This window comes from Pseudomonas sp. (genome assembly GCF_048269965.1).
Taxonomy (GTDB): Bacteria; Pseudomonadota; Gammaproteobacteria; order Pseudomonadales; family Pseudomonadaceae; genus Aquipseudomonas.
In genome coordinates, this window is sequence record NZ_JBLWTV010000002.1 from 13,760 (window position 1) to 37,792 (window position 24,033).

Here is a 24,033-nt window from a genome sequence, read left to right on the forward strand (position 1 = left end):
CCTGACCGAGGTTCACAGCCATGCCCCGCTGCTTCTGGTGTACCGACGATCCGCTCTACCAGGCCTATCACGACGAGGAATGGGGTGTGCCGCAGCGCGATGCCGGTCATCTGTTCGAGATGCTGCTGCTCGAAGGCGCGCAGGCCGGCCTGTCGTGGATCACCGTGCTGAAGAAGCGCGAGCGCTACCGCCAGGTGCTGCACGGGTTCGACCCTGAGCGTCTGGCCCGCCTCAGTGACGAAGAGATCGAGGCGCTGATGCAGGACCCGGGCATCATCCGCAATCGCCTCAAGCTCAAGGCCGTGCGGCAGAACGCCCAGGCCTGGCTGAAGCTGGAAGACCCGGTGACGCTGCTCTGGTCGTTCGTCGGCGGCGTGCCGAAGATCAATCACTTCAGCGACCGTAGCCAGATGCTGGCGGTGACGCCCGAAGCCGAGGCAATGAGCAAGGCGCTGAAGAAGGCCGGTTTCACCTTCGTCGGGCCGACCATCTGCTATGCCTTCATGCAGGCCACGGGTATGGTGATGGACCACACCACCGACTGCGACCGCTATGCGCAACTGAAGGGCTCATGACCACCATCACCACGCTGGACCAACTACAAGAATTGTACGGCGAAAGCCACGAACGCTCGCGGCGCAAGGAACTGCCGCGGCTGATCGAACCCTACCGCGCGCTGATCGATGCCTCGCCCTTCGTGGTGTTGGCCAGCGTGGGTCCGGATGGCCTGGATTGCTCGCCGCGTGGCGATGAGCCAGGTTTCGTGCGAATTCTCGATGACCAGACCCTGCTGCTGCCGGATCGCCCGGGCAACAACCGTATCGACAGCCTGCGCAACATCGTGCTCAACCCGCAGGTGGCGCTGCTGTTTCTGATTCCCGGCGTCGGTGAGAGCCTGCGCATCAATGGCCGCGCCGAGATCTCCCTCGACCCCGAGCTGCTGGAGCTGGGCCGTGCGCAGGGCAAGCTGCCGCGCAGCGTGCTGCGCATCCATATCGATACCTGCTACTTCCAGTGTTCCAAGGCGGCAGTGCGTTCCGGCCTGTGGGATGCCTCGCGTCAGGTCGAGCGCGCCAGTCTGCCGAGTGCCGGCGATATCTTCCGCTGTATCTATGAGGAGTTCGACGTCGAGGCCTACGAGCGCGATCTGCAGCAGAGGCTTCGGACGAGCCTGTACTGACTGGCTCGGCCCTGGCCGTTACACTGGGCGCTTTGCGGAAACGGTTGGAGTCTGTCGTGGAAAAACTCAAGGGCGCCCTGGTGGTCGGTTTCCTGCGCCTGTTCGCACTGCTGCCCTGGCGTGCCGTACAGGCCGTGGGCAATGCCATCGGCTGGCTGATGTGGAAGCTGCCGAACGGCTCGCGCGACGTGGTGCGCATCAACCTGAGCAAGTGCTTCCCCGAGCTGAACGAGGCCGAGCGTGAGCACCTGGTCGGGCAAAGCCTGAAGGACATCGGCAAGACCCTGACCGAAAGCGCCTGCGCCTGGATCTGGCCGGCGCACAAGTCACTCAAGCTGGTCCGCGAAGTCGAAGGCCTGGAAGTGCTGCAACAGGCCCTGGCCTCGGGCAAGGGCGTGGTCGGCATCACCAGCCACCTGGGCAACTGGGAAGTGCTCAACCACTTCTACTGCAACCAGTGCAAACCGATTATTTTCTACCGCCCGCCGAAGCTCAAGGCCGTCGACGAGCTGCTGCAGCAGCAGCGCGTGCAGATGGGCAACCGCGTCGCACCCTCGACCAAGGAAGGCATCCTCAGCGTCATCAAGGAGGTACGCAGGGGCGGCGCCGTGGGCATTCCTGCCGACCCGGAGCCGAGCCGTTCGTCGGGGGTTTTCGTGCCCTTCCTCGGCACCACCGCGCTGACCAGCAAGTTCGTGCCCGGCATGCTCACTGGCGGCAAGGCGGTCGGCGTGTTCCTGCATGCGCTGCGCCTGCCGGACGGCAGCGGCTACAAGGTGATCCTCGAAGCGGCGCCGGAAGGCATGTACAGCGAGAATGTGGAAGAAGGCGTGGCGGCGATGAGCGAAGTGGTGTCGCGCTACGTACGCAACTACCCGAGCCAGTACATGTGGAGCATGAAGCGCTTCAAGAAGCGGCCCGAGGGTGAGGCCAGGTGGTACTGAAGCGGTTTCGCCCATCTCTGGCTGATGCGATCGCGGCCAGGCTCTAGAGCTCCAGTTCCAGCCGCCGGGCAGCGAAATCGTCCAGCCGTCCCTTCAGCAGCAATTGGCGAATCCAGGGGCCCAGCAGATCCTGACGCCCGTCGAGCATCTGCACGGGACCCCATTGCTCAGCGCATCCGGCGAAGCGCTGCTGGTTTGCGCTGACGGCCTCGAGGATGCGCTTGTCCTGGCGCAGCACTACACCGAATAGCGGCCGTATCAGTAGCTGTTTCAGCCAGCCGGGTAGCCAGCCGCGGCGGGTGGCAATACGGGCGATCACCTGCAAGTGACCGGGTTCGGCGGGAACGAGCCAGGCCGTGATCAGCAGCGTGAGCCGGCCACGGGCGTCGCGGTATTCGATTTCCGCCTGACCCGGCAGGCGGAAGCGGCCGAAGCTCTCTGCGCGACTGCCTTCGAACAGCCGGGAGATCAGCCCGGTCTGCAGGTGCTCCTCGCTGTAACGCGCTTCGATCCCGTCTTGCAGTGCACGGATATCGGCGATCACCCGCTGGCGTTGGCTGTCGCGGCGGATCCAGCCGGCGTGTACGAAGTGGGTGTGGAAGGCGTCAAGGAAGTTCTCCGCCGCCTCTTGCAGGCTGCAACGGACCTTGTCGTGCATCCAGAACAGGTCCAGTCCTTCCTGCGGGGTGCTACAGGGTAGTGTCGGTGCCGCCAGCCTGGCGTCGCGCACCCAGATCAGGCCGTGGGAATCCAGTGCCTGCAGCGGTTGCAGCATGGCTGCGCGGCTGCCTTCGTCGAGACTGCCCGGGGCGCGGGTGCAGTGACCGGCGCCGTTGAAGCGCCAGCCGTGGTAGGGGCACTCGACTGCGCCGTCGCGCACGCAGCCGGCGCTGAGCGGAGCGAAGCGATGCGGGCATCGATCCGGCAGTGCCGCAGGCCGCCCGTCGCGCTCGCGGAACAGGACCAGCGGCCGGCCGTGCAGCACGCGCGCCAACGGTTGGCCCGCGCCGAGCTGCTGGCTTGTCGCCAACGGCCACCAGTAGGCCAGCGGCTGGTCGGTCGGGTTCATAGTTTCAGCTTCCTCATCAGCGGCACACCCAGCCCCTGCAGGAGTGCGGCCAGGGTGCGCCAGACCAGGCGCTGGCGCAGCGGCAGGTGAGCGATATGCAGCATGCTGTATTCGATCTGTGGCTGGCCGCCGCGCAAGCGCTTGAAGTGCGCTGCCCCGGAGCTGAAGTTGAGCAGCATGCGGCGTGTGGCCGCCTCTTCGAGGCACAGCCGGGTTAATTGACGATAGAGCCCGGCACGCTGTGGCAGTGCGGTGTCATAGCCGACGATGGGCGCGCTGAGCACGGTGTCGCTGGCGAACCAGCCGACGACCCCATCGATACGACCGCTTTCCGTGCGCAGCACGCGCAGTTCGAGCCAGCCATCACGGTGGCCCTGCTCCAGCCAGGCTGCGCTGTAGTGCGGATTCAGGACGCTGTATTTGTCCAGATAGAGCAGGTCGTAGAGCGCTTCGATACGCTCGAACTCAGCCTGTGTCAGGGTTTCGCCCGTATCCACCTGGTAACCGCTGCGGCGCAACAGCGTCGCATCGAGCCGGCAATTGTGGTGACGCAGATAAGCGCTGTCGGCGCCCTCGCGGCCATCGAACAGATAGACCTGGCGGCTCGGCACGGCGAGATAGCCGAGTGCATCAAGCCGTTTCAGCAATACGGCGTTGCTGGCCGGGTTGAGCGAGCGAAAGCCGAAGGCATGGCTCGGAAAACGCTGGCGCAGCTGCACTGTCAGCTCATCCAGGCCCTGGCCTTGCCAGTCCGAGGGATACAGGTTGGTCGACAGCAGCCAGTTGTTGACCTGCACGATGCGATCGATGCGGGCGCTCCTGAGCAGGTATTCGACGCTCGCGACCAGCGGTTTCAGCAGGTGTGCAAGCAGCCGGCTGGGCAGGCGCTGCAATTCGTCGCGGGCGTAGCCGCTGTAGGCGGTCAGGGGCGAGACCACATAGCAATTGTCGGCCCGCTCGCCGCCGTGGTTGATCGATACCGGCATCTGCCACTGGCCGAGCTCGAGCAACTGCAGTTCGCAGGCCGGTTGCCGATCCCGCGCTCGGCATGTTCGCGCACGTAACGCGGCGCTGCGCTGTCGCGTTGCGCCAGTTGCGGATCGTCGGCAGCCAGCAGCTTCATGATCCTGGTGTTCCTGCGAGTGACTGACCGTCCCACTCTATATCCGCAGTCGAGGCGGCCAGCAGGCCGCGCCGGCGCATCAGCGCGCGCATGGCGATCTCGCCAACGCCGAGCAACTGGCCTGCCAGCGGGCCGAGGTCGCCGTCGCGTAGGATCACGTCGCGCGCCGCGCGATAGTCGCTCCAGAAGGTGCGGCTGGCGAGATGGCGTGGCGCGCCGATCAGCAACATCGCGAGCGCCACCATGCGCGGGGTCGAGCTGGGCAGCAGCGGCTCGCCGGCCGTGCTTAGGGTGTTCACCAGCGCCCTGGGCTGGTCGTCGAACAGATGGATACCGCTGGTAGCGCGTGGGTTGCATTCAAGGACGTGAAAGTCTCCCTCGGCATCGGCGATGAAGTCGAAGCCGACCTGGCCGCTATAGCCGGTGGCCTGACCGAAGGCCTCGACGAAGCCCCGCACGGCAGCAGGTTGCGCAGGCTGGAAGTAGATCCCGGAGCCACGTCCGACGCGATACAGCGGACGGTAACAGGCATGTGCGCGTAACTGCCCGTCGACCAGCAGGCTGAAGCTGCAGTGTTCGTCGCCGGCGATGAAGCGCTGGGCTACCCAGGGTTGGTCTGGCGTCGGATGCAGTGTGCGAACGGTACGCGGGTCGGGACGGATCAGGGTGCGCGAGGCGAAGCGCGAATAGGCCGGTTTGAACACCCAGTCGCGGCTCTCTGCGGCCAGGGCGAGGCACTCTTCGTGGCACTGCAGCAGGCGTGTCTCGGGCGCTGCAACTTGCCAGCCGCGGGTCATCTCGGCGAAGCGGCCCTTGTGATGCAGGCGGTGCAGCAGCTCGAAATCGCTGGTCAGCACCCGGCACAGCGGTGTCAGTTGTGGCAAGCCATGGGCCAGGTAGAAGACCTCCTCGCAGGTCGGCAGGAGCAGGTCGATAGCGTCCTGGCGTATGCGCTCGGCCAGTGTGTCGACCCAGGCTTGCGGGTTGCTGCGTGGCTCCGGCAGGCGCACGAAGCGGTGTACCGCCCGACTCGAGCGAGCCAGGGGCCAGGCCAGTGAGTCGCCAACGCTGACTGTCCAGCCGCTGGCGGCAAATGCGTGTGCCCATTCCAGGCACGCCGGCGCACGAGCGCCGAGGATCAGTACGTGCATGGCGTTCCCTCTGGTCTGCGTTGCAGCAGCAGACGGCGACGCTTGGCGCCGGGTTCATCCGGCATCCAGTCGCTGATGTGCAAGGTCGCGGGCTGCACCTGCTGCTGTTGAAAGAATATCGCCAACGCTTCGCGCAAGGCTGTTTCGGCTTTGCCGGGTGCTGCGGCCTTCAACTGCAGATGCCAGTCCATGCCATCCTGGTGCAGGCGCCATTGCTCCAGGTTGGCCTGCGCGGTAGCGATGGCGCGCCGCAGCAGATCCGGGTAGAGCGGACGCAGGCCGCTGCCATCCAGGGCCGGCAGCCAGAATACTTCATCGGCGCGGCCTTCGATGGCGGCCAGGGTGCGCTCGGCGCGGCCACAGGGGCATGGCGCCGGCGCCAGTTGCAGAATGTCGTTGAGGCGATAGCGAACGATGATCTGCGTGGTACGCGAGAAGTCGCTGATCAGCGGCTGGAAGCGCCGCTGCTCCTGGTCCAGCCACTCGGGTTCGATCAGCAGATGGGTTTCGTTCAGGTGCAGGTTGCCCCGCTCGCAGCTGTAGCCGAGAAAGCCTTCGCTGGCCTGGTAGATCTGCGCCGGGCGGCGGCCGAAGGCGTGCTCGATGCGCTGTGCGTCGTCTTCCTCGAGGACTTCGGCGACCGATACCAGATGCGCCGGGGCGATGCGCAGGCGCCCGGCCAGATGCGCGTCGGCCAGAGCGCGCAGTACCGTGGCCGGTGCTACCAGTACATGCGGCTGTTGCTGTTCGAGCGCTTCCAGCGCAGCCTCCAGGCCCAGCAGCAGATCATGGAAGGCGAAGTCGATCCGGCGGCTGGACAGCGTCGTGTACAGACGGCTGTTGGCGCGCAGGAAGAAGGCGATGCGCAGCGGCTCTCGCCACGGCAGCAGATGGCCGAGCAGGCGTGTCGGCAAGGTGCGCGCCAGCAACGTTCCGGCCCAGCGTTCGCGCTCTTCCCTGCCGACCAGAAAGACGCCGCGATGACCGGACGTGCCGCTGGAAAGGCCGACGGTCAGCTCGCCCAGCTGGGGGCTGAAATCCCGCGAATGCTCGGCTTGCAGCGCGACGTCCAGAGCGGATTGCAGGTCGATGCCCTGGCTGTTGCAGGCGCTGAACTCGCTCATCAACAGCGCCTTGTCCATGCCAGGCCATCGCTCCAGCGGTTGTCCCCGAAAAGCACGCAGGCGCGGCGCCTGTGGTGCGGTTTCGCGCAGAAAGCGCGTCAGCTGACGCGCCTGCCAGGCCTCCAGGCGGCGCCGGTCGGAGAAGCGCAGCCACCAACGACTGTGGATGAAGCTGATGGCAACGCGCAGCAGGCTGCGCAGTCGTTCAAGGTCGCGCATGGAAAGCCTCTGCAGCCACTTCGCAGTGCGACGGCAGGATCAGCAGCGAGGGTTCGCGCCGGGCCAGTTCGCCGACGGCGGCGAAAGTCTCGCGATAGGCTCGAACGCTGCTGTTGCTGAACCATTGCGTCGGTGTTGGAGGCAGGCGACCTTCACGACAAGCGGGAAGCGAATAGCAGGCGTCCGCCACCAGCAGCAGCGGCCGGCCACCTGCATCGGGGATGCACAGGCCAAGCTGGCCGTGGCTGTGTCCGGGGAGTACGACGCCGAGCAGGCTGCCATCGCCGAACAGGTCGAAACCGTCCCTGAACGGTGCCATCCACGTTGGCAGCGGCCGCTGTGGGCAATGGTCAGCCTGTTCCAGGCGCGCCGAGAAATCATCCGGCAGCAGGCCCGGCAGGCGCCCCTGCAGCGTGGCCCGCCACCCCTTGCCACGCAGCGCCAGCACATGCTCGCTCTCGGCGCGCAGGGCGATGAAGCGCGCCTGCGGAAAGTCGCGCAAGCCGGCAACGTGGTCGCCATGATAGTGCGAGACGATCACGGTGGAGATCTGCTCGCAACGAATACCGCGCGTGGCGAGCTGCGCCGACAGGCACTCTTCGGCAGGTAGATGCACTGGCAGCAGGCTGCCGTAGAGGCGCTCGGGAAACGTGGCGGTGGCCTTGAGAAAGTGCGCCGCATAACCGGTGTCGTAAAGCATCCAGCCGCGCGTCGGGTGGCGCAGCAGGGCGCAGTACGACGGGAAGTCGACCTGCCGCAGCCCTGCCCCGCGCGCGGCCATGCACGCCAGGTGACGGCAGCTGCCGACCCGTAGCCAGGCGACTTCGACCGATGCGCTCATCTACCCTGCTCCAGCCACCAGGCCGCGTGGCGACGAATGCCTTCTGCGAGGTCGATCCTGGGCTGCCAGCCAAGCTCGCGACGAATCGCCGAGGTATCCAGGGTCTGGCTGAAGGCGAGTACGCCGGCGCTGTAGCGGGTCAGCAGCGGCTCCTCGCCGCTGCGCCAATGCGCGTCGGTTTCGAGCAGGCGGGCGACGGCAGAAACCAGCGGCCAGGGCAGTCGGCGCGTGCGTAGCGGCAGCGCGAAGGCCGTGGCGACGCGTTCCAGCAGATGGTCGAGACGGATAGGTTCGGCATTGCTGACGTTGTACAGGTTGTAGCGGCCTGGTAGCGGGCGGGTCAGGCCGAGCCAGGCGGCATCGACCAGATTGTCGATGTAAGTCAGATCGAGTTCGGCACGCCCACCGCGCATCAGTGGAATCGCCCCACGGCGCATCACGCGCAGCATGCGCGGCATCAGTGTGGCGTCCCACGGGCCGAACACGGCGCGCGGGCGCAGCACCACGGTTGGCGCGACATCGGCTGCACGCAGCAGCGCTTCGGCCATGCCCTTGGTGTGCGCATAGTGGTTCACCGGGGGCGGCAATGGGTCGTTCTCACGCACGCCGAGTCGATCCTGGAAGTCGAAGTACAGGCTCGGTGTCGACAGGTGCACCAGGCGCGCGACGCCTTGCGTGCGACAGGCATTGATGACTTCTTCGGTAGAGGCGACGTTGGCGCGCTGAAATGCCTCGGCGCTGCCCCAGGGCGCCGATAGCGCCGCGCAATGCACCAGAGCGTCGGCGCCCCTGGCCGCCTCTGCAAGCGCGGCACGTGCCTGTGGAGTGCCGTGTTCTATGGGTAGAAAGCGCATCGCTGCGCGAGCGTGGCGCAGTACTTCGTCAGCGGCGTCACGGTTGCGGCCGCTGAACACCACCTCGCAACCCTCTGCGGCCAGACGCCAGGCGATATGCCGACCGACGAAGCCGGTGCCTCCGGTGAGCAGAATCTTCATTCCAGCTCCAGCAGCATGCCACCGAGCGAAAGCCCGGCCCCTGTGCCGAGCAGCAGCACGCGCTGACCGGCGCGGACACGCCCGTCGCGCAGGCCTATGTCGAGGGCGGTCGGCAGCGATGCGGCGACCTGATTGCCGTAGTCGGCAAAGATGTCGATCACCTGCTCGGCAGAGAATCCCAGCCGTTTGCGCAGGTGTTGCATCGCCAGATGGCTGGCCTGGTGCGGAATCACTCGGTCGATCTGTGTCCGCTGCAATCGCGCTTCGTCGAGCAGAGACTGCACAAACCCCGGCAGATGGGTCGAGGCCAGGCGAAAAACCGCTTTGCCCCGCATGGTGAAACGGCTCAGGGCGGCGAAATGCTCGTCGCCGCGCGAGGGGTGGTGACGCGAGCCGCCTGCCTCAATCTGGCAGAGCTCGGCGCCTTCGGAATAGGTGCGTAGCTGCGCAGCGAGGATGTTCAGGCGCAGCCCGTCGCCGTCGCGCCCGAGAACCATCGCCGCCGCGCCGTCGCCGAAGATCGCGGCACTGTGCAACTGCTGCCAGTCGAGCCCGCAGGAGGCAATGTCGGCACAGACCAGCAGCACTCGGCGGTAGCGACCGGCAACCAGTGCCCAGGACAGCTGATCGAGGGCGACGATGAAACCGAGGCAACTGGCGTTGATATCGAAGGCCGGGATGCCGCTCGCGCCAAGGCCCAGCTCGCGGTGAACCAGCGCGGCATTGCAGGGCATGCCCTGGTCCATGGTACCGCTGGCGGCGATCACGCAGTCGAGCTGGTCTGCCGTCAGACCGGCAGCCTGAAGCGCCTTGTGCGCGGCTTGTGTGGCAAGGCTGGCGGCAGTGTCGTCGGCAGCGGCAACCGCGCGGCTGCGTACGCCACTGAGGCGCTCGACGCTGCCATCGGGCAGACCGAGCGAATGGTCGATTTCGGCGCTCGTCAGACGCCGCTTTGGCAGGGCATGGCCGCTACCGAGAAGTGACAGGGTGCGCAGAGGTAAAGAGTCGATCGGCATGCACAATCCATTGTTCAGGCATCGGGAACAGCCCGCATGATGAACCAGCAAGGCGTTTACGCCTACTGCGCAGGCTGTTCAGTCACCTATTTTCGTGCGCCAGGACGCCCTTTTGCGAAGGTCTCGACGGCGGTTGTCCCTCTCGGTCAAGGAGGCGTCGCTCGCTTCCGTGGGTGCGCCCAGGAGACGAAACGGTCATGACACGCCCTGGGCCCAGGAGGGTCTTGGTAACTGTCGCCACCTTTTTTCTGTCGAGCGTTGGGAATTGTTTCGATTTTGCGTTATTAAAGGCTGCATCGTCCGCCTACCCCCGGAGCCTCCATGCCGAACCAGCGCCAGCAGGTGCGTACCCCGATGAAGTGCCGGATCAAGATCAGCCACCCCAACTTCGGCGAGCTGCTGGCGCAGACCCGTGACCTGTCCGATAGCGGCGTCTACGTGAAGCACCCGGACATGGCCAGCCTGTCGGTCGGCGCCGAAGTGATCGGCCAGGTGCAGGATCTGCCTTTCCCCGCCCCGATATTGAAGATGGAAGTGATGCGCGTGGATCCCGAAGGGGCCGGCCTGCGTTTTCTCGGCGAAGCCTGAACGGCGGTAGCCAGCCTGGAGGTTCGTAACGCGTGTTTCGGCCAAGCATATGGCCGCTGGCGGGCATCGACACCCCGCGTCACTGCTGGCAGCACAAGGGCCCGGAACAGAACGCTGCCGACCTGTCGCGGCTGAATCCGCTCCTACGGAAACTGCAGAGCACTTTGTTGTGGGAGGGGCTTCAGCCGCGATGCCCTGCAGCTCTGCCCCTGTCGCTGCTGAAGCGCCTCCCACAGGTCCGGTCTCGGCGCCTCAGTTCGCCTCGTTGACTGCACTCAGAAACGCCTTGGTACGCTCCTGCTGCGGGTTGCCGAACAGCTGATCCGGCGTGCCCTGCTCATGGATGCAGCCCTGGTGGAAGAAGCACACACGGTCGGCGAACTCGCGGGCGAAGCCCATCTGGTGGGTGACCATCAGCATGGTCAGGTTGTGTTCGCTACCGAGGCGGCGAATCACGTTGAGTACTTCGCCGCACAGCTCCGGGTCGAGCGCCGAGGTCACCTCGTCGAACAGCATCACCTTGGGTCGCATCGCCAGCGCACGGGCGATGGCCACGCGCTGCTGCTGACCACCCGACAGCTGCGACGGGAAATGGCGCAGCTTCTCGCCCAGGCCGACCATCGCCAGCAGCTCCTCGGCGCGCTCGGTGGCTTCCTTCCTGCCCATGCCGAGCACCTGCATCGGCGCCTCGATCACGTTCTGCAGCGCGCACATGTGCGGGAACAGGTTGAAACTCTGGAACACCATGCCGATCTTGCCGCGCACCTTGCGCTGGTGACTGGCGCTGGCCGGCAGCAGACGCCCGTTGCGGCCGGGCATGTGGGTGAGCGGCTCGTCATCGACGGCGATCACGCCCTCATCGATGCTCTCCAGGGTCATCAGTGCGCGCAACAGGGTCGATTTGCCCGAGCCGCTGGGGCCGATGATCGCCACCTTCTCGCCGGGGGCGACGTCCAGGTTGAGCTTGTTGAGTACGGTGAGGTTGCCGTAACGCTTGGTCACGTCGGTGAAGCGGACGATGGGCTGGGGCATGGAGGAACTCCCTGCGGCGTCTGTAGAGTTGAGAAAAGCAGTCATCGGGCAGTGACCTCCAGGCGATCTTCCACGCGCCGCACGCACCAGGCCAGGGCCAGGCTGAGCAGCAGGAAGAAGATGCCGACCATGGTGATGGGCTCGAGGTAGCGGAAGCTCTCCGAACCGATGTTCTTGGCTTGTTGCATGATTTCCACCACGGTGATCGCCGACAGCACCGGGGTGTCCTTGAGCATGGCCACCAGGTAGTTGCCCAGCGCCGGCAGGATCGGCCGCAGCGCCTGCGGCAGGATGATCTGCCGATAGGCAGGCAGCGGCGACATGTTCAATGCCGTCACCGCCTCCCACTGGCCACGCGGCACCGCATCGAGGCCGGCGCGGTACACCTCGGCGGTGTAGCAGGCGTAGTGCAGGGCGATGCCGAGGATACCCGCCTGCAGCGCAGTCAGGTTCAGCCCGTAGTTGGGGAACACGTAGAACAGGAAGTACACCTGGATCAGCAGCGGCGTGCTGCGGATGAATTCGATCAGCCCGGCCACCGGCCAGGACAGCCACATATGCCGGCTGCGTCGGGCGATGGCCAGCAGCAGGCCGAGGACGATGGCGATGGCGAAGCCGGCGAAGGTGATCAGCAGGGTATTGAGCGAGGCCTCGAGCAGATCTGGAAGGATGCTCAGGGCGAAGTCCCAGTCGAAGAAATTCATTGCAGGCCTCCGCGCATCCGGCCACGGCTCAGGCGTTTTTCCAACAGGCGCATGCCGAGGTTGATCACCTGGGCCATGAGGAAATACAGCACCAGGGCCAGGGCGAATATCTCCAGGGTCATGAAGGTCGCCTGGTCCAGCTGACGAGCGCGGAAGGCCAGGTCAGACAGGGTGATCAGCGACACCAGCGAGGTGTTCTTCAGCAGTTCGATCAGCAGGTTGGTTCCTGGCGGAATCGCTGCCAGCAGCGCCTGCGGCAGGATGATGCGCAGGAAGCGTTTGGACGGATGCATGTTCAGCGCGGTGCAGGCCTCGTACTGACCCTTGGCCACGGAGCGGATGGCACCACGCATCACTTCCGCACCATAGGCGCCGATGTGCAGGCCAAGGCCGACGATGGCCACGGTGAAGGCGCTCATCTCGACGTTGAAGGGTGGCATCGGCAGCACGAAGTACAGCCAGAACAGCTGCACCAGCAGCGAGGTGCCGCGAAAGATTTCGATGTAGGTGATGGCCAGCCAGCGTAGCGGGCCAATCGGCGACAGCCGGCCGAGGGCGGCGATGACTGCCGAGACGATGGCCAGCAGCGAGCCCCAGAAGGTGACTTGCACGGTGACCCAGGCGCCTTGCAGCAGCAGGGGGAAAAGATCGGTCATGAATGTCTACCGCTCTATGCAGGGAAACACGCCACGCACCTTCGTGCGCGGCGTTACCCGTGCATTACTGGCCGCAGAGTTCGGCGGCGGTCTTGTCGGTGATGTTGGACTGATCGAAACCGAAGGGTTTGACCGTGGCCAGATGCTCTTCGCTGCCCAGCCACTTCTTCAGCTCGGCATTGACCGCATCGCGCAGGTCCTTGTCTTCCGGGCGGAAGGCCAGGGCGCCGTAACCGGTGTGGGCCGGGTCATCCTTGAATTCGGCGATGGCTTCGACGCTGTCGCCGCCCTTGTCGGCCAGGCCCTTCATGGTCAACTGGGTGCCGACGGCGGCGTCGGCGCGACCGGCGCGCACGGCCTGCAGCTGCGCGGTGGTGTCCGGCACCTGGAGGATCTGGTCGTCGGTGATACCGGAATCACGGGCATAACCCAGGTTCACCGTGCCGGACATGATCGCCACCTTGGCACCGCTCTTGGCGATGTCTGCGTAGCTGTGCAGGTCCTTCGGGTTGCCGGCTTTCACCAGCAGGGTATCGGGCAACTGGTAGTGCGGGTCGGTGAACAGCACCTGCTTGCAGCGCTCGGGGGTGATGTACATGCCGGCGGCGATCAGGTCGAAGCGGCTAGCGCGCAGGCCGGGGATCAGCGAGCCCCATTCGGTAAGCACCGGGTTGATCTTCTCGACGCCCATGCGCTCGAAGATCTTCCTGACGATCTCCGGCGACTCGCCGGTGACGCTGCCGTCGAGAGCGGTATAGGCGAAGGGGGTTTCGTTGGCGTAGCCGATGCGCACGCTGCTGCTGTCCTTGACCTTGTCCAGCGTTGAAGCCTGGGCGCCGGCAACGCTGGTGAGCAGGGCGCAGGCCAGCGCCAGGCGGCCGAAGCGGGAGGGGATAACGCTACTCATCTTGGTATTCTCCTGTTTCTTGTAGTCCGCCAACGGCGGCGTGCTGTGTTAGGAGGCAGGTAAATCAAGAGCGTTGGTGGCGCTGTTCGCGCCAGGTGGTCATTCTTCTGCGGTGCCGAGGCACTGTTTTCCACCCTTGGCCCGAGCATACAAAGGCTTTTTTCGCTGCGGTATTGCACTAGGACAATTGAATCGCAATGCCTCACGCGGGATGCTTGAGCGCAGTCGCCGCAGGAGCCATCGATGCACAACTGGAAGAAGGCCCTGGCCAACGCTCGCCCGGGCGAGTCGAAGTACAAGCTGCTGGTCCAGGCGGTCGCCGCCGATATCGAACAGGGTAGCCTGATCGACGGCCAGCGACTGCCACCGCAACGCCAGGTGTCCGATGCGCTCGGCATCAGCGTGCAGACCGTGACCAACGCCTACAAGGAACTGGAGCGCCAGGGCCGCGTGCGCTGCGAGGTGGGTCGTGGCAGCTTTGTCTCACGGCGCACCAGCGAGCGCGTGGCCACCAGCATGCTCGATCGCAGCGAGCAGGCGCTGATGGACTTTTCCAATGCGCGCATCCTGCACACCGATGCCCACGACCGCCTGTGGCGACAGACCTGCCTGGAGCTGGCGCAGGAGCCTGACCAGCCCTGGATTCACGCCTTCCGCCCGATAGCCGGCATGCAGCACCAGCGCGAGTCGGCAGTGCGCTGGCTGGCGCGCCTGGGCATGGACGTGGGTATCGAGGACGTGCTGCTGACCAGCGGCGCTGCGCACGGCATCTTCCTCGCCCTGGCGACGCTGGCCGGCCCGGACGACGTGGTGCTCTGCGAAGGCCTGACCGATCACGGTGCCATTGGCAGCTCGCAGGTGCTCGGCTTCACCCTCAAGGGGCTGGAGATGGATCGCTACGGGCTGAACCCCGAGCACTTCGAGGACATGTGCGGCAACGAGCGCATCACCGCGCTGGTCTGCACGCCCAACCTGAACAACCCCACCAGCGCGCTGATGCCCGACGAGCGCCGCCGCGAGATCGCCGAGATCGCCCGCCGCTATGGCGTGTACATCATCGAGGACGACGTTTACGGCCCGCTGCTGGCCGGCCAGCAGAGCACGCGGCCGCTCAGCCATTACGCGCCGGAGCTGTCGTTTTACTGCACCAGCATGACCAAGTCGGTGCTCACCGGTCTGCGCATCGGCTACCTGGTGATGCCCAAGCGCCTGGCCCTGCGTACCGAGAGCATCTTGCGGGTCAACAGCTGGATGGCGCCGTCGCTGCTCGGTGAGATTGCCACGCGCTGGATCGACTCCGGCGAGGCCGAGGACCTGGTGCAGCTGCAGCGGCAATTGCTGGCCAACCGGCAGGCTTTGGTGGAGCAGGAACTGGGCGAGCACCTGATCGGCGCTCATCCCTATTCGCTCAACAGTTGGTTGCGGGTGCCCGACGGCTGGGAGATCGACGGCCTGTTGCGCGAGTTGCGTCGGCGCAACGTGGCGTTGACTTTGCCCGACCCATTCGTCCCGCCGGGCATGCCGAGGCCGCGTGCGGTGCGCCTGTGCGTCGGCGCCGAATGCAGCGAAGCGAAGATGCGCCAGGGCGTGCAGATCGTGCGTGACGTCTTCGAGCAGTACCCGAAGGTGCATGATTTTTGAGGGTCGTAGGGTGGACGTCGCTTTTCACGTCCACCGCAACGGTGGATCGGTGAAGCGTGATCCACCCTACGTGCTCAACGGCGGGCGGGTTCAGCCCCCTCTCCCGCTTGCGGGAGAGGGTTGGGGAGAGGGGCTTTGTAGCCCGGATGAAATCCGGGAGCGGTTTGCTCCGATGCGTCCGGGTTACATCGGTGCGCACGGCGCACCCTACGCAAACGCGCCGATTGCTGGTCTCTTGAGGCACACCAATAAAAAATCGTCCTAGTACATTAAGCCGCTCAATTTCCCGCTCATACACTCGGCCGCACACCTTCACGGAATGTGCACCATGCCCTCCACCATTGCCTTCGATGATCTGCTCCAGGCTCGCCAGCGTATTGCCGGCCTGGTGCGCCAGACGCCACTGGAGCATTCGCCCAGCCTGAGCCGCCTGGCCGGTGTGCCGGTGTGGTTGAAGCTGGAGTCGCAGCAGGCCACTGGCAGCTTCAAGCTACGCGGCGCGAGCAACGCGGTGGCGCAGCTGGATGCCGAGCACAAGCGTCTCGGCGTGGTCACTGCCTCCACCGGCAACCATGGTCGCGCCCTGGCCTTCGCCGCCTCGCAGCAGGGCGTGAAGGCCATCGTCTGCCTCTCCGAACTGGTGCCACAGAACAAGGTGCGCGCCATTCGCGAACTGGGCGCCGAGGTGGTGATCAGCGGCCGCAGCCAGGACGACGCCCAGCTCGAAGCCCTGCGCATTGCCCGCGAACAGGGCGCCGCGTTCATCCCGCCCTTCGACCACCCGCACGTGATCGCCGGCCAGGGCAGCCTGGGCCTGGAGATTCTCGAGCAGTGCCCGGATGTCTGCGAAGTGCTGGTGCCGCTGTCCGGCGGCGGCCTGTTCGCCGGTGTGGCACTGGCGATCAAGGCGGCGAGCCCGGCCATTCGCACCCACGGCATCAGCATGCAGCTGGGCGCCGCCATGCACGCCAGCCTGCAGGTCGGCGAGCCGGTCGAGGTGGAGGAACTGCCGACCCTGGCCGATTCGCTTGGTGGCGGTATCGGCCTGGACAACCGCTACACCTTCGCCCTCACCCGCGAGCTGTGCGATCAGCTGCACCTGCTCGGCGAGGCCTCCATCGCTCGTGGCATCCGCCACGCCTACCGCGAGGAGCGACTGGTGGTCGAAGGCGCCGCTGCCGTCGGTATCGCCGCCCTGCTCGACGACCTGATCGAACCCCGTGGCCCGGTGGTGGTGGTGGTCAGCGGCCGCAACATCGACATCGACCAGCACCTGCGTGTGCTCAACGGCGCCGACGCCTGAGGAACTCCCATGGCCAAGACCCTGATACTCAACCAGGCCGATCTGCGCGAGTGCGTTGGCCTCGACGCCGACAGCCTCGCGGTGGTGGAAAACGCCTTCCGCCTGCTCGCCACGGCCGCCGTGGCGATGCCGCCGATCCTGCGCCTGGACGTGCCCGAGCATAACGGCGAGGTGGACGTGAAGACCGCCTACCTGCCCGGCGTGGCGCACTTCGCGATCAAGGTCAGCCCCGGTTTCTTCGACAACCCCAGGCTCGGCCTGCCCAGCCTCAATGGTCTGATGATGCTGTTCTCGGCACGGACCGGCCTGGCCGATGCGCTGCTGCTGGATAACGGCTACCTCACCGCCGTGCGCACCGCTGCCGCTGGCGCCATCGCGGCCAAATGGCTGGCCCGCGAAGACGCCAAGGTGGTCGCCATCCTCGGTGCCGGCGAGCAGGCGCGCTTGCAGCTGCAGGCCCTGCGCCTGGTGCGAGAGGTGCGCGAGGTGCGTATCTGGGCCCGTGATCCCGCCAAGGCTCAGGCCATGGCTGCCGAGCTGGAGGACGCCCGCGCGCTGGACAGCCTCGACGCGGCGCTGGAGGGCGCCGATATCGCCATCACCACCACACCGAGTCGCGAGCCGCTGCTCCAGCCGCAGCACCTGCGCCCCGGCCTGCACATCACCGCCATGGGCTCGGATGCCGAGCACAAGAACGAGATCGCCCCGGCCGCGCTGGCGCGGGTCGATGCCTATGTCGCCGACCGCCTGAGCCAGACCCGCGTGCTCGGTGAGCTCAATCACGCCGTCGCCGCCGGCCTGGTGGCCGCCGATGCCGATTTCGCCGAACTCGGCCAGGTCATCGCCGGCCAGCGTCAGGGGCGCACCGCGCCCGAGCAGATCACCCTGTGCGACCTCACCGGCACCGGGGCACAAGATACCGCCATCGCCAGCCTCGCCTACCAGCGCGCCGTTGCGGCCGGCAAAGGCCTCAGTTTCGATTCATGAACCTGTGGGAGGGGCCGGGCGGCGCTCCGCTTTAGCCGCGATAAACCAATCGCGACCAAAGCCTCTCCCACAGTCCAAAAACCACGGGGATTCATCCATGTCCGAAATCGTCGTCAACCTCCCCTTCAGCCGGGAGGAATATGCTCAGCGCCTCGCCAAGGTCCGCACGGCCATGCAGGCCAAGGGCATCGAGCTGCTGATCGTCACCGATCCGTCCAACATGGCCTGGCTCACCGGGTATGACGGCTGGTCGTTCTACGTGCACCAGTGCGTGCTGCTGGCGCTCGATGGCGAGCCGGTCTGGTATGGCCGTGGTCAGGATGCCAACGGCGCCAAGCGTACGGTGTTCATGCAGCAGAGCAATATCGTCGGCTACCCCGATCACTACGTGCAGTCCACCGAGCGCCACCCGATGGACTACCTGTCCAAGGAGGTCATCGCCGCGCGTGGCTGGGACAAGCTCGCCATCGGCGTCGAGCTGGACAACTACTACTTCAGCGCCGCCGCCTACGGCTCGCTGCAGCGCAACCTGCCCAATGCACGCTTCGTCGACGCCACCGCGCTGGTCAACTGGCAGCGGGCGATCAAGTCGCCCACCGAGGTCGGCTACATGCGCATCGCGGCGAAGATCGTCGAGCAGATGCACGCGGCGATCTTCGACAAGATCGAGCCGGGCCTGCGCAAGAACGAGCTGGTGGCCGAGATCTACCGCACCGGCATCCTCGGCGCCGACGGCCATGGCGGCGACTACCCGGCCATCGTGCCGCTGCTGCCCACCGGCGCCGACGCCAGCGCGCCACACCTGACCTGGGACGACTCGCCGATGCTCAGTGGCGCCGGCACCTTCTTCGAGATCGCCGGCTGCTACAAGCGCTACCACTGCCCGTTGTCGCGCACTATTTACCTGGGCAAGCCGCCGCAGCATTTCCTCGACGGCGAGAAGGCCGTGGTCGAAGGCATCGCCGCCGGCCTGGAAGCGGCCAAGCCGGGCAACACCACCGGCGATATCGCCCGCGCCTTCTTCAAGGTGCTGGAGAAATTTGGCATCCACAAGGACAGCCGCTGCGGCTACCCCATCGGTATCAGTTATCCGCCGGACTGGGGCGAGCGCACCATGAGCCTGCGCCCGAGCGACGAGAGCGTGCTGCAGCCGGGCATGACCTTCCACTTCATGCCCGGCCTGTGGCTGGACGACTGGGGCCTGGAAATCACCGAGTCGATCCTGATCACCGACCACGGCGTGGAAACCCTCTGCGACGTGCCGCGCAAGCTGTTCGTGAAGGATTGATCTGATCGTAGGGTGGAAAACCGCGAAGCGTTTTCCACCGATCCTGGACCTCAACGGTGGACAAGCCTTCGGCATGTCCACCCTACGTGGAATGTCGTCAATGACCTCTTTACGCGACAACCCCATCAGCCCCACGGTCGATTTCGACCGTGACGGCGTGCAACACGGATTTCTCAAGCTGCCCCATTCCCGCGACGATTCGGCCTGGGGCGCGGTGATGATTCCGGTCACCCTGGTGAAGAATGGCAGCGGCCCCACCGCGCTGCTCACTGGCGGCAACCATGGCGACGAGTACGAAGGCCCGCTGGCCCTGAGCAAGCTGGCCCAGCGCCTGCGCGCCGAGGACGTCAGCGGCCGGGTGATCATCGTGCCGTTCATGAACACCCCGGCCGTGCAGGCTGGCAGCCGCACTTCGCCGATCGACAAGGGCAACCTCAACCGTAGCTTCCCCGGCAAGCCGGATGGCACGGTGACGCAGAAGATCGCTGACTACTTCCAGCGCACGCTGCTGCCGCTGGCCGATGTGGTGCTGGACATCCACTCCGGCGGCAAGACCCTGGATTTTCTGCCCTTCGCCGCCTGCCACGTGCTGCCGGACAAGGCCCAGGATGCCGCCTGCGCCGCCGGCATGCGCGCCTTCGCTGCGCCCTACTGCATGCGCATGCTGGAGCTGGACGCGGTGGGCATGTACGACACCGCCGCCGAGGAGCAGGGCAAGGTGTTCGTCACCACCGAACTCGGTGGTGGCGGCAGCAGCACGGCGAAAAGCCTGGCCATCGCCGAGCGCGGTGTGCGCAACCTGCTGATCCACTTCGGTCTGCTGCAGGGTGAGATCGAGGCGAGTGAATCGGTGATGCTCGACATGCCGGATGGCGACTGCTTCGTCGCCAGTGAGGATGACGGCCTGCTGGAGATGTGTCGCGACCTCGGCGATACGGTGCAGAAAGGCGAGGTGATCGCGCGGGTGCACAGCGTGCGCCGCACCGGTGCGGCGGCTACCGAGTACCGCGCCAAACGCAGCGGCCTGCTCGCCGCCCGGCACTTTCCGGGGCTGGTGAAAGGTGGTGATACCCTGGCCGTCATCGCCGAGGTGGTGAGTTGAGAAACCCGACCTGCAGCCGCTGTGAAAGCACCTGGCCATGCTCGTGAGCGCCGGTAAGGCAGACGCTTCGCGAGCACGCTCGCTCCTACAGGCCTCGCATCGTTCCCAAGATAGGCGTACTGCCGATGCACAAGCTCGACCGCTATGACCTGAAGATCCTGCGCATCCTTGCCGAGGACGGGCGAATCACCAAGTCGGCCCTGGCCGAGGCGATCAACCTGTCGGTGACGCCGGCCTGGGAGCGGGTGCGCAAGCTGGAAAGCGCCGGGCTGATCAAGGGCTACCGCGCGCAGATCGACTGGGCAACGCTGTTTCGCAGCCAGCAGGTGCTGGTGGAAATCACCCTGGCTCGCCACACCGCGCAGGACATGCGCCGCTTCGAGCAGCGCCTGAGCGAGGCGCCGGAGGTGGGCTTCTGCTACGCCACCGGCGGCGGTGTCGACTACATCGCCATGATCCGCGCCCGCGACATCGACCACTACCAGCGCTTCATCGACCAGTTGCTGCTGGAAGACCTCGGTATCGAGCGCTACTTCACCTATATCGTGACCAAGACCATCAAGGCAGACACGTCGGGCGCGCCCACAGAACTGGACGACTGACGTACGCCACCATGAGATGTCGGGGGGGTTAGCCGCCTGCCGAGGTGACCGAGCGTTTCACCCCATTGGCTGCGGCGTAACCCACCATCGGAGCACCATGCTTCCTCGCCTGGTGGGTTACGCGCCGCGCCGCGATAGTGGGCATCTTCGATTCACGTTCAGCGTCGCTAACCCACCACTGCAGGCAGTGGCTCGACCGAGGGCAGCTTGAACGCCGCCAGGTCATCGCCCTGACCTTAACGGCCTGTGGGGCGGCTCAGCCGGAGGGGCGCAGTTGGGCGCGAATGGTCGGCAATACGCAGGCATCAGCGGTAAACCGTTCGTCGACTCTTCTCGTTTGGAAATGAACCAAAGACTTTTCCAGGCAGTCCCTCTCCGGGACGGGCAGGCGGCTCGTTTCCGATGCAACGCCTTGATCAGGAAGGGCTTCCGCGCAAAGGCCAATCACCAGGGTCACTGGGTTTGAATAAATTTTTCATGTCATTTTGCCTGGGAGGCGCTCTTTTACTGGGAATCTGTACCCAAGCCTCCGCCACCTTTCGTATCCACACCGTTCCTGCCACCGCGCCAGCGGTTGCGCCCAAACCGGCCAGCGAAGTGATCGACCGCGCCCTCGGCGCGCTGGGCACTCCCTACCGTTGGGGCGGTACCAGCCTGCGCCACGGCTTCGATTGCAGCGGCCTGGTGCAATACGCCTTCAAGACCCAGGACGACCTCGACCTGCCGCGCACCTCCCGCGCGCTGTCGCGCCTGGATGCGCCCTCGGTGAAGCGCAGCGACCTGCAGCCGGGCGATCTGCTGTTCTTCCGCATTCGCAGCCGCGCGGTGGATCACGTGGCCATCTACATTGGCGAAGGTCGCTTCGTCCACGCGCCGCGTCGCGGCACCAAGGTGCGCATCGACTTCCTCGACAATTCGTACTGGCAGCGGCATTTCCAGTTGGCCAAGCGGGTAGTGCCGCAGGCTTGAGTCTGCGACGGCGCGTTCAAGGTCGGCGTGATTGGCTGCCCTCTCCCTGCAGGGGCTCATCGCGCAAGACCATTTCTCAAGTGCACCGCATTACGCGAAGGCGCGACCTTTCATCCGAGCGGCGTGGCCGTCTGCGGCAAAACCTATCCTGCGGGTCAACAACGCGCTAGAATGCGCGCCGCTCGCGGCCATGTCGGCTGCGGCAGTGGGTTCCCTAACCCCACTCCATGAAAAAGGACATCGACATGACCCTGATTCCTGCGTCGGTCAGTCGGCCCGTGCTGGCCGGCCTGATCGCCTTCCATATCCTCATCATCATCGCCAGCAACTACCTGGTGCAGCTGCCGATCACCCTGTTTGGCTGGCATACCACCTGGGGTGCGTTCAGCTTCCCGTTCATCTTCCTGGCCACTGACCTCACCGTGCGCCTGATCGGCAAGCATGCCGCGCGCGTGGTGATCGCCCGGGTGATGCTGCCGGCATTGATCGCCTCCTACGTGGTGTCTGTGCTGTTCCATCAAGGCGCCTTCGGCGGCCTGGCCACGCTGGGCGAGTTCAACCTGTTCGTCTTCCGTATCGCCGTGGCCAGCTTCCTGGCCTACGCCTTCGGCCAGTTGCTGGATATTCAGGTGTTCGACCGCCTGCGCAAGATGCGCCAGTGGTGGGTCGCGCCAACCGCTTCGACCATTTTCGGCAACCTGCTCGATACCTTCCTGTTCTTCTCGGTGGCCTTCTGGCGCAGTGACGATCCGTTCATGGCCGCCAACTGGGTGGAGATCGCCACGGTGGACTACGTGATCAAACTGGCTATCAGCCTGATCCTCTTCGTGCCGCTGTACGGCATGCTGCTCAGCGCCATCGTGCGGGCGTTGCCGCAGCGTACCGCCACAGCCTGAGCTGAATCCGTAGCCCGGATGCAATCCGGGAATGTTCTGTGCCCTGCCCCGGATTTCATCCGGGCTACGCCACACGAGAATTCTCCTATTGCCCCGCCACCTTCAGAAAAAACTGCGGTAGCGCCTACCCGTCTTGGAAAAAACGCCAAGCGGCTCTTCCCTAGCATGTCTCCCATGCCCCACGGCCCGGAGACACCGCCATGCCCCTCGATCATCCCCTGCTGTTCAAATCGCTGTGCTATGTCGATGGTCACTGGCTGCACAGTGACGACGGCGCCAGCATCGCCGTGCACAACCCCGCCGACCAGAGCGTGATCGGCCATGTGCCGATGCTCAACCGGCAACAGCTCATCTGCGCCGTGGATGCCGCTCAGCGCGCCTTCGTCGACTGGCGCGAGCAGAGCCTGGACGCCCGCGCGGCGCTGCTGCGACGCTGGGCCGAGCTGATCCTGCAGCATCAGGAAGACCTGGCGCGCATCCTCAGCCTGGAGCAGGGCAAGCCGCTGGCCGAAGCACGCGGCGAGATCCGCTACGCCGCCAGCTTCATTCCCTGGTTCGCCGAAGAGGCGCGCCGGCTCTACGGTCAGACCATTCCCAGCCATATCCCCGGTGCTCAGCTCGGCACGGTAAAGGAACCGGTCGGCGTGTGTGCCCTGCTCACGCCGTGGAACTTCCCCAGCGCGATGATCACCCGCAAGGCGGCTGCCGCCCTGGCCGCTGGCTGCACCGTGGTGGTCAAACCGGCGCACGAGACGCCCTATTCCGCTTTCGCCCTGGCGCAACTGGCCGAGGAAGCGGGCTTGCCGGCTGGTGTATTCAACGTGGTACTGGGCGAGCCGCAGATGGCCATGGAAACCCTGGTCAAGGATGCGCGGGTGCGCTCGGTGAGCTTCACCGGCTCGACCCGCGTCGGCAAGCTGGTGTTGCAGGCTGCCGCCGAAGACGTGAAAAAGGTGGCGCTGGAGCTGGGCGGCAATGCGCCGCTGATCGTCTGCGCCGACGCTGATCTGGATCACGCTGTGCAGGTGGCGCTGGACGCCAAGTTCCAGACCTCCGGTCAGGACTGCTGTGCGGCCAACCGCATTCTGGTCGAGCGTCCGGTCTATGAGGCGTTCCTCCAGCGTTTCGCCAAGGCCGTGCGCGGCTTGCGCGTCGGCCCTGGGCATGACGCGCGCAACCAGATCGGCCCGCTGATGCACCAGGCTGCGCTGGATGTGACTGCCGCACGGGTTGCCGATGCCATCGAACAGGGCGCGCGCCTGCTGGCAGGCGGCGAGCCTCATGCGCTGGGCGGCTGGTTCTGGCAGCCGACCCTGCTGGCCGACGTTACCGACGGCATGCGCATCTACCGCGAGGAGAACTTCGCCCCCATCGCCGGCGTGCGTGCCTTCGACACCCTGGACGAAGCGGTGGCCATGGCCAACGACACCGAATACGGCCTGGCCGCCTACATTTGTTGCAACCGCGTGGATGTCGTCCACCCGCTGATCCGCCGCCTCGACCACGCCATGGTCGCGGTCAACGGCACCAAGTTCACCGGCCACCCGATCCCCTTCGGCGGCATGAAAGCCTCCGGCCTCGGCCGCGAGGGTGGCACGCAAGGCTTCGAGCCCTTCGTCGAAACCAAGTACTTCTGCATTCATCACCAGGGCCAGCGTTACCCCTGATGATCCAGAGTGCAGGTGGAAGTGAATTA

Annotated in this window: 24 protein-coding genes; 13 read left to right on the forward strand and 11 right to left on the reverse strand. The window is 65.6% G+C overall.

The features are described from left to right. The first annotated feature begins 20 nt into the window (after positions 1-20). The 3 genes from ACN0X6_RS02335 to ACN0X6_RS02345 are packed head-to-tail and all read left to right on the forward strand — an operon-like array spanning position 21 to position 2,124. The gene (locus tag ACN0X6_RS02335; RefSeq protein ID WP_417701762.1) at positions 21-575 is read left to right on the forward strand and encodes a DNA-3-methyladenine glycosylase I; all 555 of its coding nucleotides are present in this window, start codon (positions 21-23) and stop codon (positions 573-575) included. Beyond that, positions 572-1,180, forward strand: coding sequence for a pyridoxamine 5'-phosphate oxidase family protein (locus ACN0X6_RS02340; RefSeq protein WP_417701763.1), 609 nt, complete (start codon positions 572-574; stop codon positions 1,178-1,180). Before ACN0X6_RS02335 ends, ACN0X6_RS02340 begins: the two co-directional genes overlap by 4 nt. Before the next feature lie 56 nt (positions 1,181-1,236). Continuing rightward, positions 1,237-2,124: a lysophospholipid acyltransferase gene (locus tag ACN0X6_RS02345; protein WP_417701765.1), complete on the forward strand. Its 888-nt coding sequence runs from the start codon at positions 1,237-1,239 to the stop codon at positions 2,122-2,124. 43 nt (positions 2,125-2,167) lie between these two features. On the opposite strand, the gene ACN0X6_RS02350 is transcribed toward ACN0X6_RS02345, so the two are convergent. The 7 genes from ACN0X6_RS02350 to ACN0X6_RS02380 all read right to left on the reverse strand — a co-directional run bounded on the left by ACN0X6_RS02350 (position 2,168) and on the right by ACN0X6_RS02380 (position 9,662). Next, the gene (locus ACN0X6_RS02350) at positions 2,168-3,193 is read right to left on the reverse strand and encodes a Rieske 2Fe-2S domain-containing protein (protein ID WP_417701767.1); all 1,026 of its coding nucleotides are present in this window, start codon (positions 3,191-3,193) and stop codon (positions 2,168-2,170) included. Then, positions 3,190-4,203, reverse strand: a complete 1,014-nt coding sequence (locus ACN0X6_RS02355) for a GNAT family N-acetyltransferase (protein WP_417701769.1) — start codon at positions 4,201-4,203, stop codon at positions 3,190-3,192. Before ACN0X6_RS02355 ends, ACN0X6_RS02350 begins: the two co-directional genes overlap by 4 nt. A gap of 109 nt (positions 4,204-4,312) precedes the next feature. Continuing rightward, on the reverse strand, positions 4,313-5,467 hold the full coding sequence (locus ACN0X6_RS02360) for an ATP-grasp domain-containing protein (RefSeq protein ID WP_417701771.1): 1,155 nt from the start codon (positions 5,465-5,467) through the stop codon (positions 4,313-4,315). Then, complete coding sequence (locus ACN0X6_RS02365; protein ID WP_417701772.1) at positions 5,455-6,810, reverse strand: F390 synthetase-related protein; 1,356 nt, start codon at positions 6,808-6,810, stop codon at positions 5,455-5,457. The genes ACN0X6_RS02360 and ACN0X6_RS02365 overlap by 13 nt, the downstream gene beginning before the upstream one ends. Beyond that, complete coding sequence (locus ACN0X6_RS02370) at positions 6,797-7,651, reverse strand: MBL fold metallo-hydrolase (protein WP_417701773.1); 855 nt, start codon at positions 7,649-7,651, stop codon at positions 6,797-6,799. Before ACN0X6_RS02370 ends, ACN0X6_RS02365 begins: the two co-directional genes overlap by 14 nt. Next, positions 7,648-8,646, reverse strand: coding sequence for an NAD-dependent epimerase/dehydratase family protein (locus ACN0X6_RS02375; protein ID WP_417701774.1), 999 nt, complete (start codon positions 8,644-8,646; stop codon positions 7,648-7,650). The genes ACN0X6_RS02370 and ACN0X6_RS02375 overlap by 4 nt, the downstream gene beginning before the upstream one ends. Next, complete coding sequence (locus ACN0X6_RS02380) at positions 8,643-9,662, reverse strand: 3-oxoacyl-[acyl-carrier-protein] synthase III C-terminal domain-containing protein (protein ID WP_417701776.1); 1,020 nt, start codon at positions 9,660-9,662, stop codon at positions 8,643-8,645. Before ACN0X6_RS02380 ends, ACN0X6_RS02375 begins: the two co-directional genes overlap by 4 nt. Positions 9,663-9,983: 321 nt before the next feature. Here ACN0X6_RS02380 and ACN0X6_RS02385 point away from each other — a divergent pair, with 321 nt between their 5' ends. Continuing rightward, positions 9,984-10,250, forward strand: coding sequence for a PilZ domain-containing protein (locus ACN0X6_RS02385; protein ID WP_417701777.1), 267 nt, complete (start codon positions 9,984-9,986; stop codon positions 10,248-10,250). A 252-nt stretch (positions 10,251-10,502) separates the two neighbouring features. Here ACN0X6_RS02385 and ehuA read toward each other — a convergent pair whose 3' ends face one another. The 4 genes from ehuA to ehuB form a co-directional block, all read right to left on the reverse strand. Further along, positions 10,503-11,282: an ectoine/hydroxyectoine ABC transporter ATP-binding protein EhuA gene (gene ehuA, locus ACN0X6_RS02390; protein ID WP_417701779.1), complete on the reverse strand. Its 780-nt coding sequence runs from the start codon at positions 11,280-11,282 to the stop codon at positions 10,503-10,505. 41 nt (positions 11,283-11,323) lie between these two features. Continuing rightward, the gene (ehuD, locus tag ACN0X6_RS02395) at positions 11,324-11,986 is read right to left on the reverse strand and encodes an ectoine/hydroxyectoine ABC transporter permease subunit EhuD (RefSeq protein ID WP_417701781.1); all 663 of its coding nucleotides are present in this window, start codon (positions 11,984-11,986) and stop codon (positions 11,324-11,326) included. Continuing rightward, the gene (gene ehuC / locus ACN0X6_RS02400; RefSeq protein WP_417701783.1) at positions 11,983-12,642 is read right to left on the reverse strand and encodes an ectoine/hydroxyectoine ABC transporter permease subunit EhuC; all 660 of its coding nucleotides are present in this window, start codon (positions 12,640-12,642) and stop codon (positions 11,983-11,985) included. The genes ehuD and ehuC overlap by 4 nt, the downstream gene beginning before the upstream one ends. Positions 12,643-12,706: 64 nt before the next feature. Continuing rightward, positions 12,707-13,549 carry an ectoine/hydroxyectoine ABC transporter substrate-binding protein EhuB gene (ehuB, locus tag ACN0X6_RS02405; RefSeq protein ID WP_417701785.1) on the reverse strand — a complete coding sequence of 281 codons (843 nt, stop codon included), beginning with the start codon at positions 13,547-13,549 and terminating at the stop codon, positions 12,707-12,709. 243 nt (positions 13,550-13,792) lie between these two features. On the opposite strand from ehuB, the gene ACN0X6_RS02410 reads away from it, so the two are divergent. The 9 genes from ACN0X6_RS02410 (at position 13,793) to ACN0X6_RS02450 (ending at position 24,004) form a co-directional block, all read left to right on the forward strand. After that, a complete protein-coding gene (locus ACN0X6_RS02410; RefSeq protein ID WP_417701787.1) occupies positions 13,793-15,190 on the forward strand; it encodes a PLP-dependent aminotransferase family protein in 1,398 nt (465 codons plus the stop codon). Positions 15,191-15,518: 328 nt separating this feature from the next. Next, entirely contained in the window at positions 15,519-16,493 is a 975-nt protein-coding gene (gene eutB / locus ACN0X6_RS02415) for a hydroxyectoine utilization dehydratase EutB (RefSeq protein WP_417701788.1), read from the forward strand. Positions 16,494-16,502: 9 nt separating this feature from the next. Beyond that, complete coding sequence (gene eutC / locus ACN0X6_RS02420; RefSeq protein WP_417701790.1) at positions 16,503-17,480, forward strand: ectoine utilization protein EutC; 978 nt, start codon at positions 16,503-16,505, stop codon at positions 17,478-17,480. 97 nt (positions 17,481-17,577) lie between these two features. Beyond that, complete coding sequence (gene doeA / locus ACN0X6_RS02425) at positions 17,578-18,768, forward strand: ectoine hydrolase DoeA (RefSeq protein ID WP_417701792.1); 1,191 nt, start codon at positions 17,578-17,580, stop codon at positions 18,766-18,768. Positions 18,769-18,868: 100 nt separating this feature from the next. Next, positions 18,869-19,870 carry a N(2)-acetyl-L-2,4-diaminobutanoate deacetylase DoeB gene (doeB, locus tag ACN0X6_RS02430; protein WP_417701794.1) on the forward strand — a complete coding sequence of 334 codons (1,002 nt, stop codon included), beginning with the start codon at positions 18,869-18,871 and terminating at the stop codon, positions 19,868-19,870. 125 nt (positions 19,871-19,995) lie between these two features. Continuing rightward, a complete protein-coding gene (locus ACN0X6_RS02435) occupies positions 19,996-20,472 on the forward strand; it encodes an Lrp/AsnC family transcriptional regulator (protein ID WP_417701796.1) in 477 nt (158 codons plus the stop codon). Positions 20,473-20,874: 402 nt separating this feature from the next. Next, a complete protein-coding gene (locus ACN0X6_RS02440; protein WP_417701798.1) occupies positions 20,875-21,441 on the forward strand; it encodes a C40 family peptidase in 567 nt (188 codons plus the stop codon). A gap of 245 nt (positions 21,442-21,686) precedes the next feature. Then, the gene (locus tag ACN0X6_RS02445; RefSeq protein ID WP_417701800.1) at positions 21,687-22,337 is read left to right on the forward strand and encodes a 7-cyano-7-deazaguanine/7-aminomethyl-7-deazaguanine transporter; all 651 of its coding nucleotides are present in this window, start codon (positions 21,687-21,689) and stop codon (positions 22,335-22,337) included. 200 nt (positions 22,338-22,537) lie between these two features. Next, positions 22,538-24,004, forward strand: a complete 1,467-nt coding sequence (locus ACN0X6_RS02450; RefSeq protein WP_417701802.1) for an NAD-dependent succinate-semialdehyde dehydrogenase — start codon at positions 22,538-22,540, stop codon at positions 24,002-24,004. The last annotated feature ends 29 nt before the right edge of the window (positions 24,005-24,033 follow it).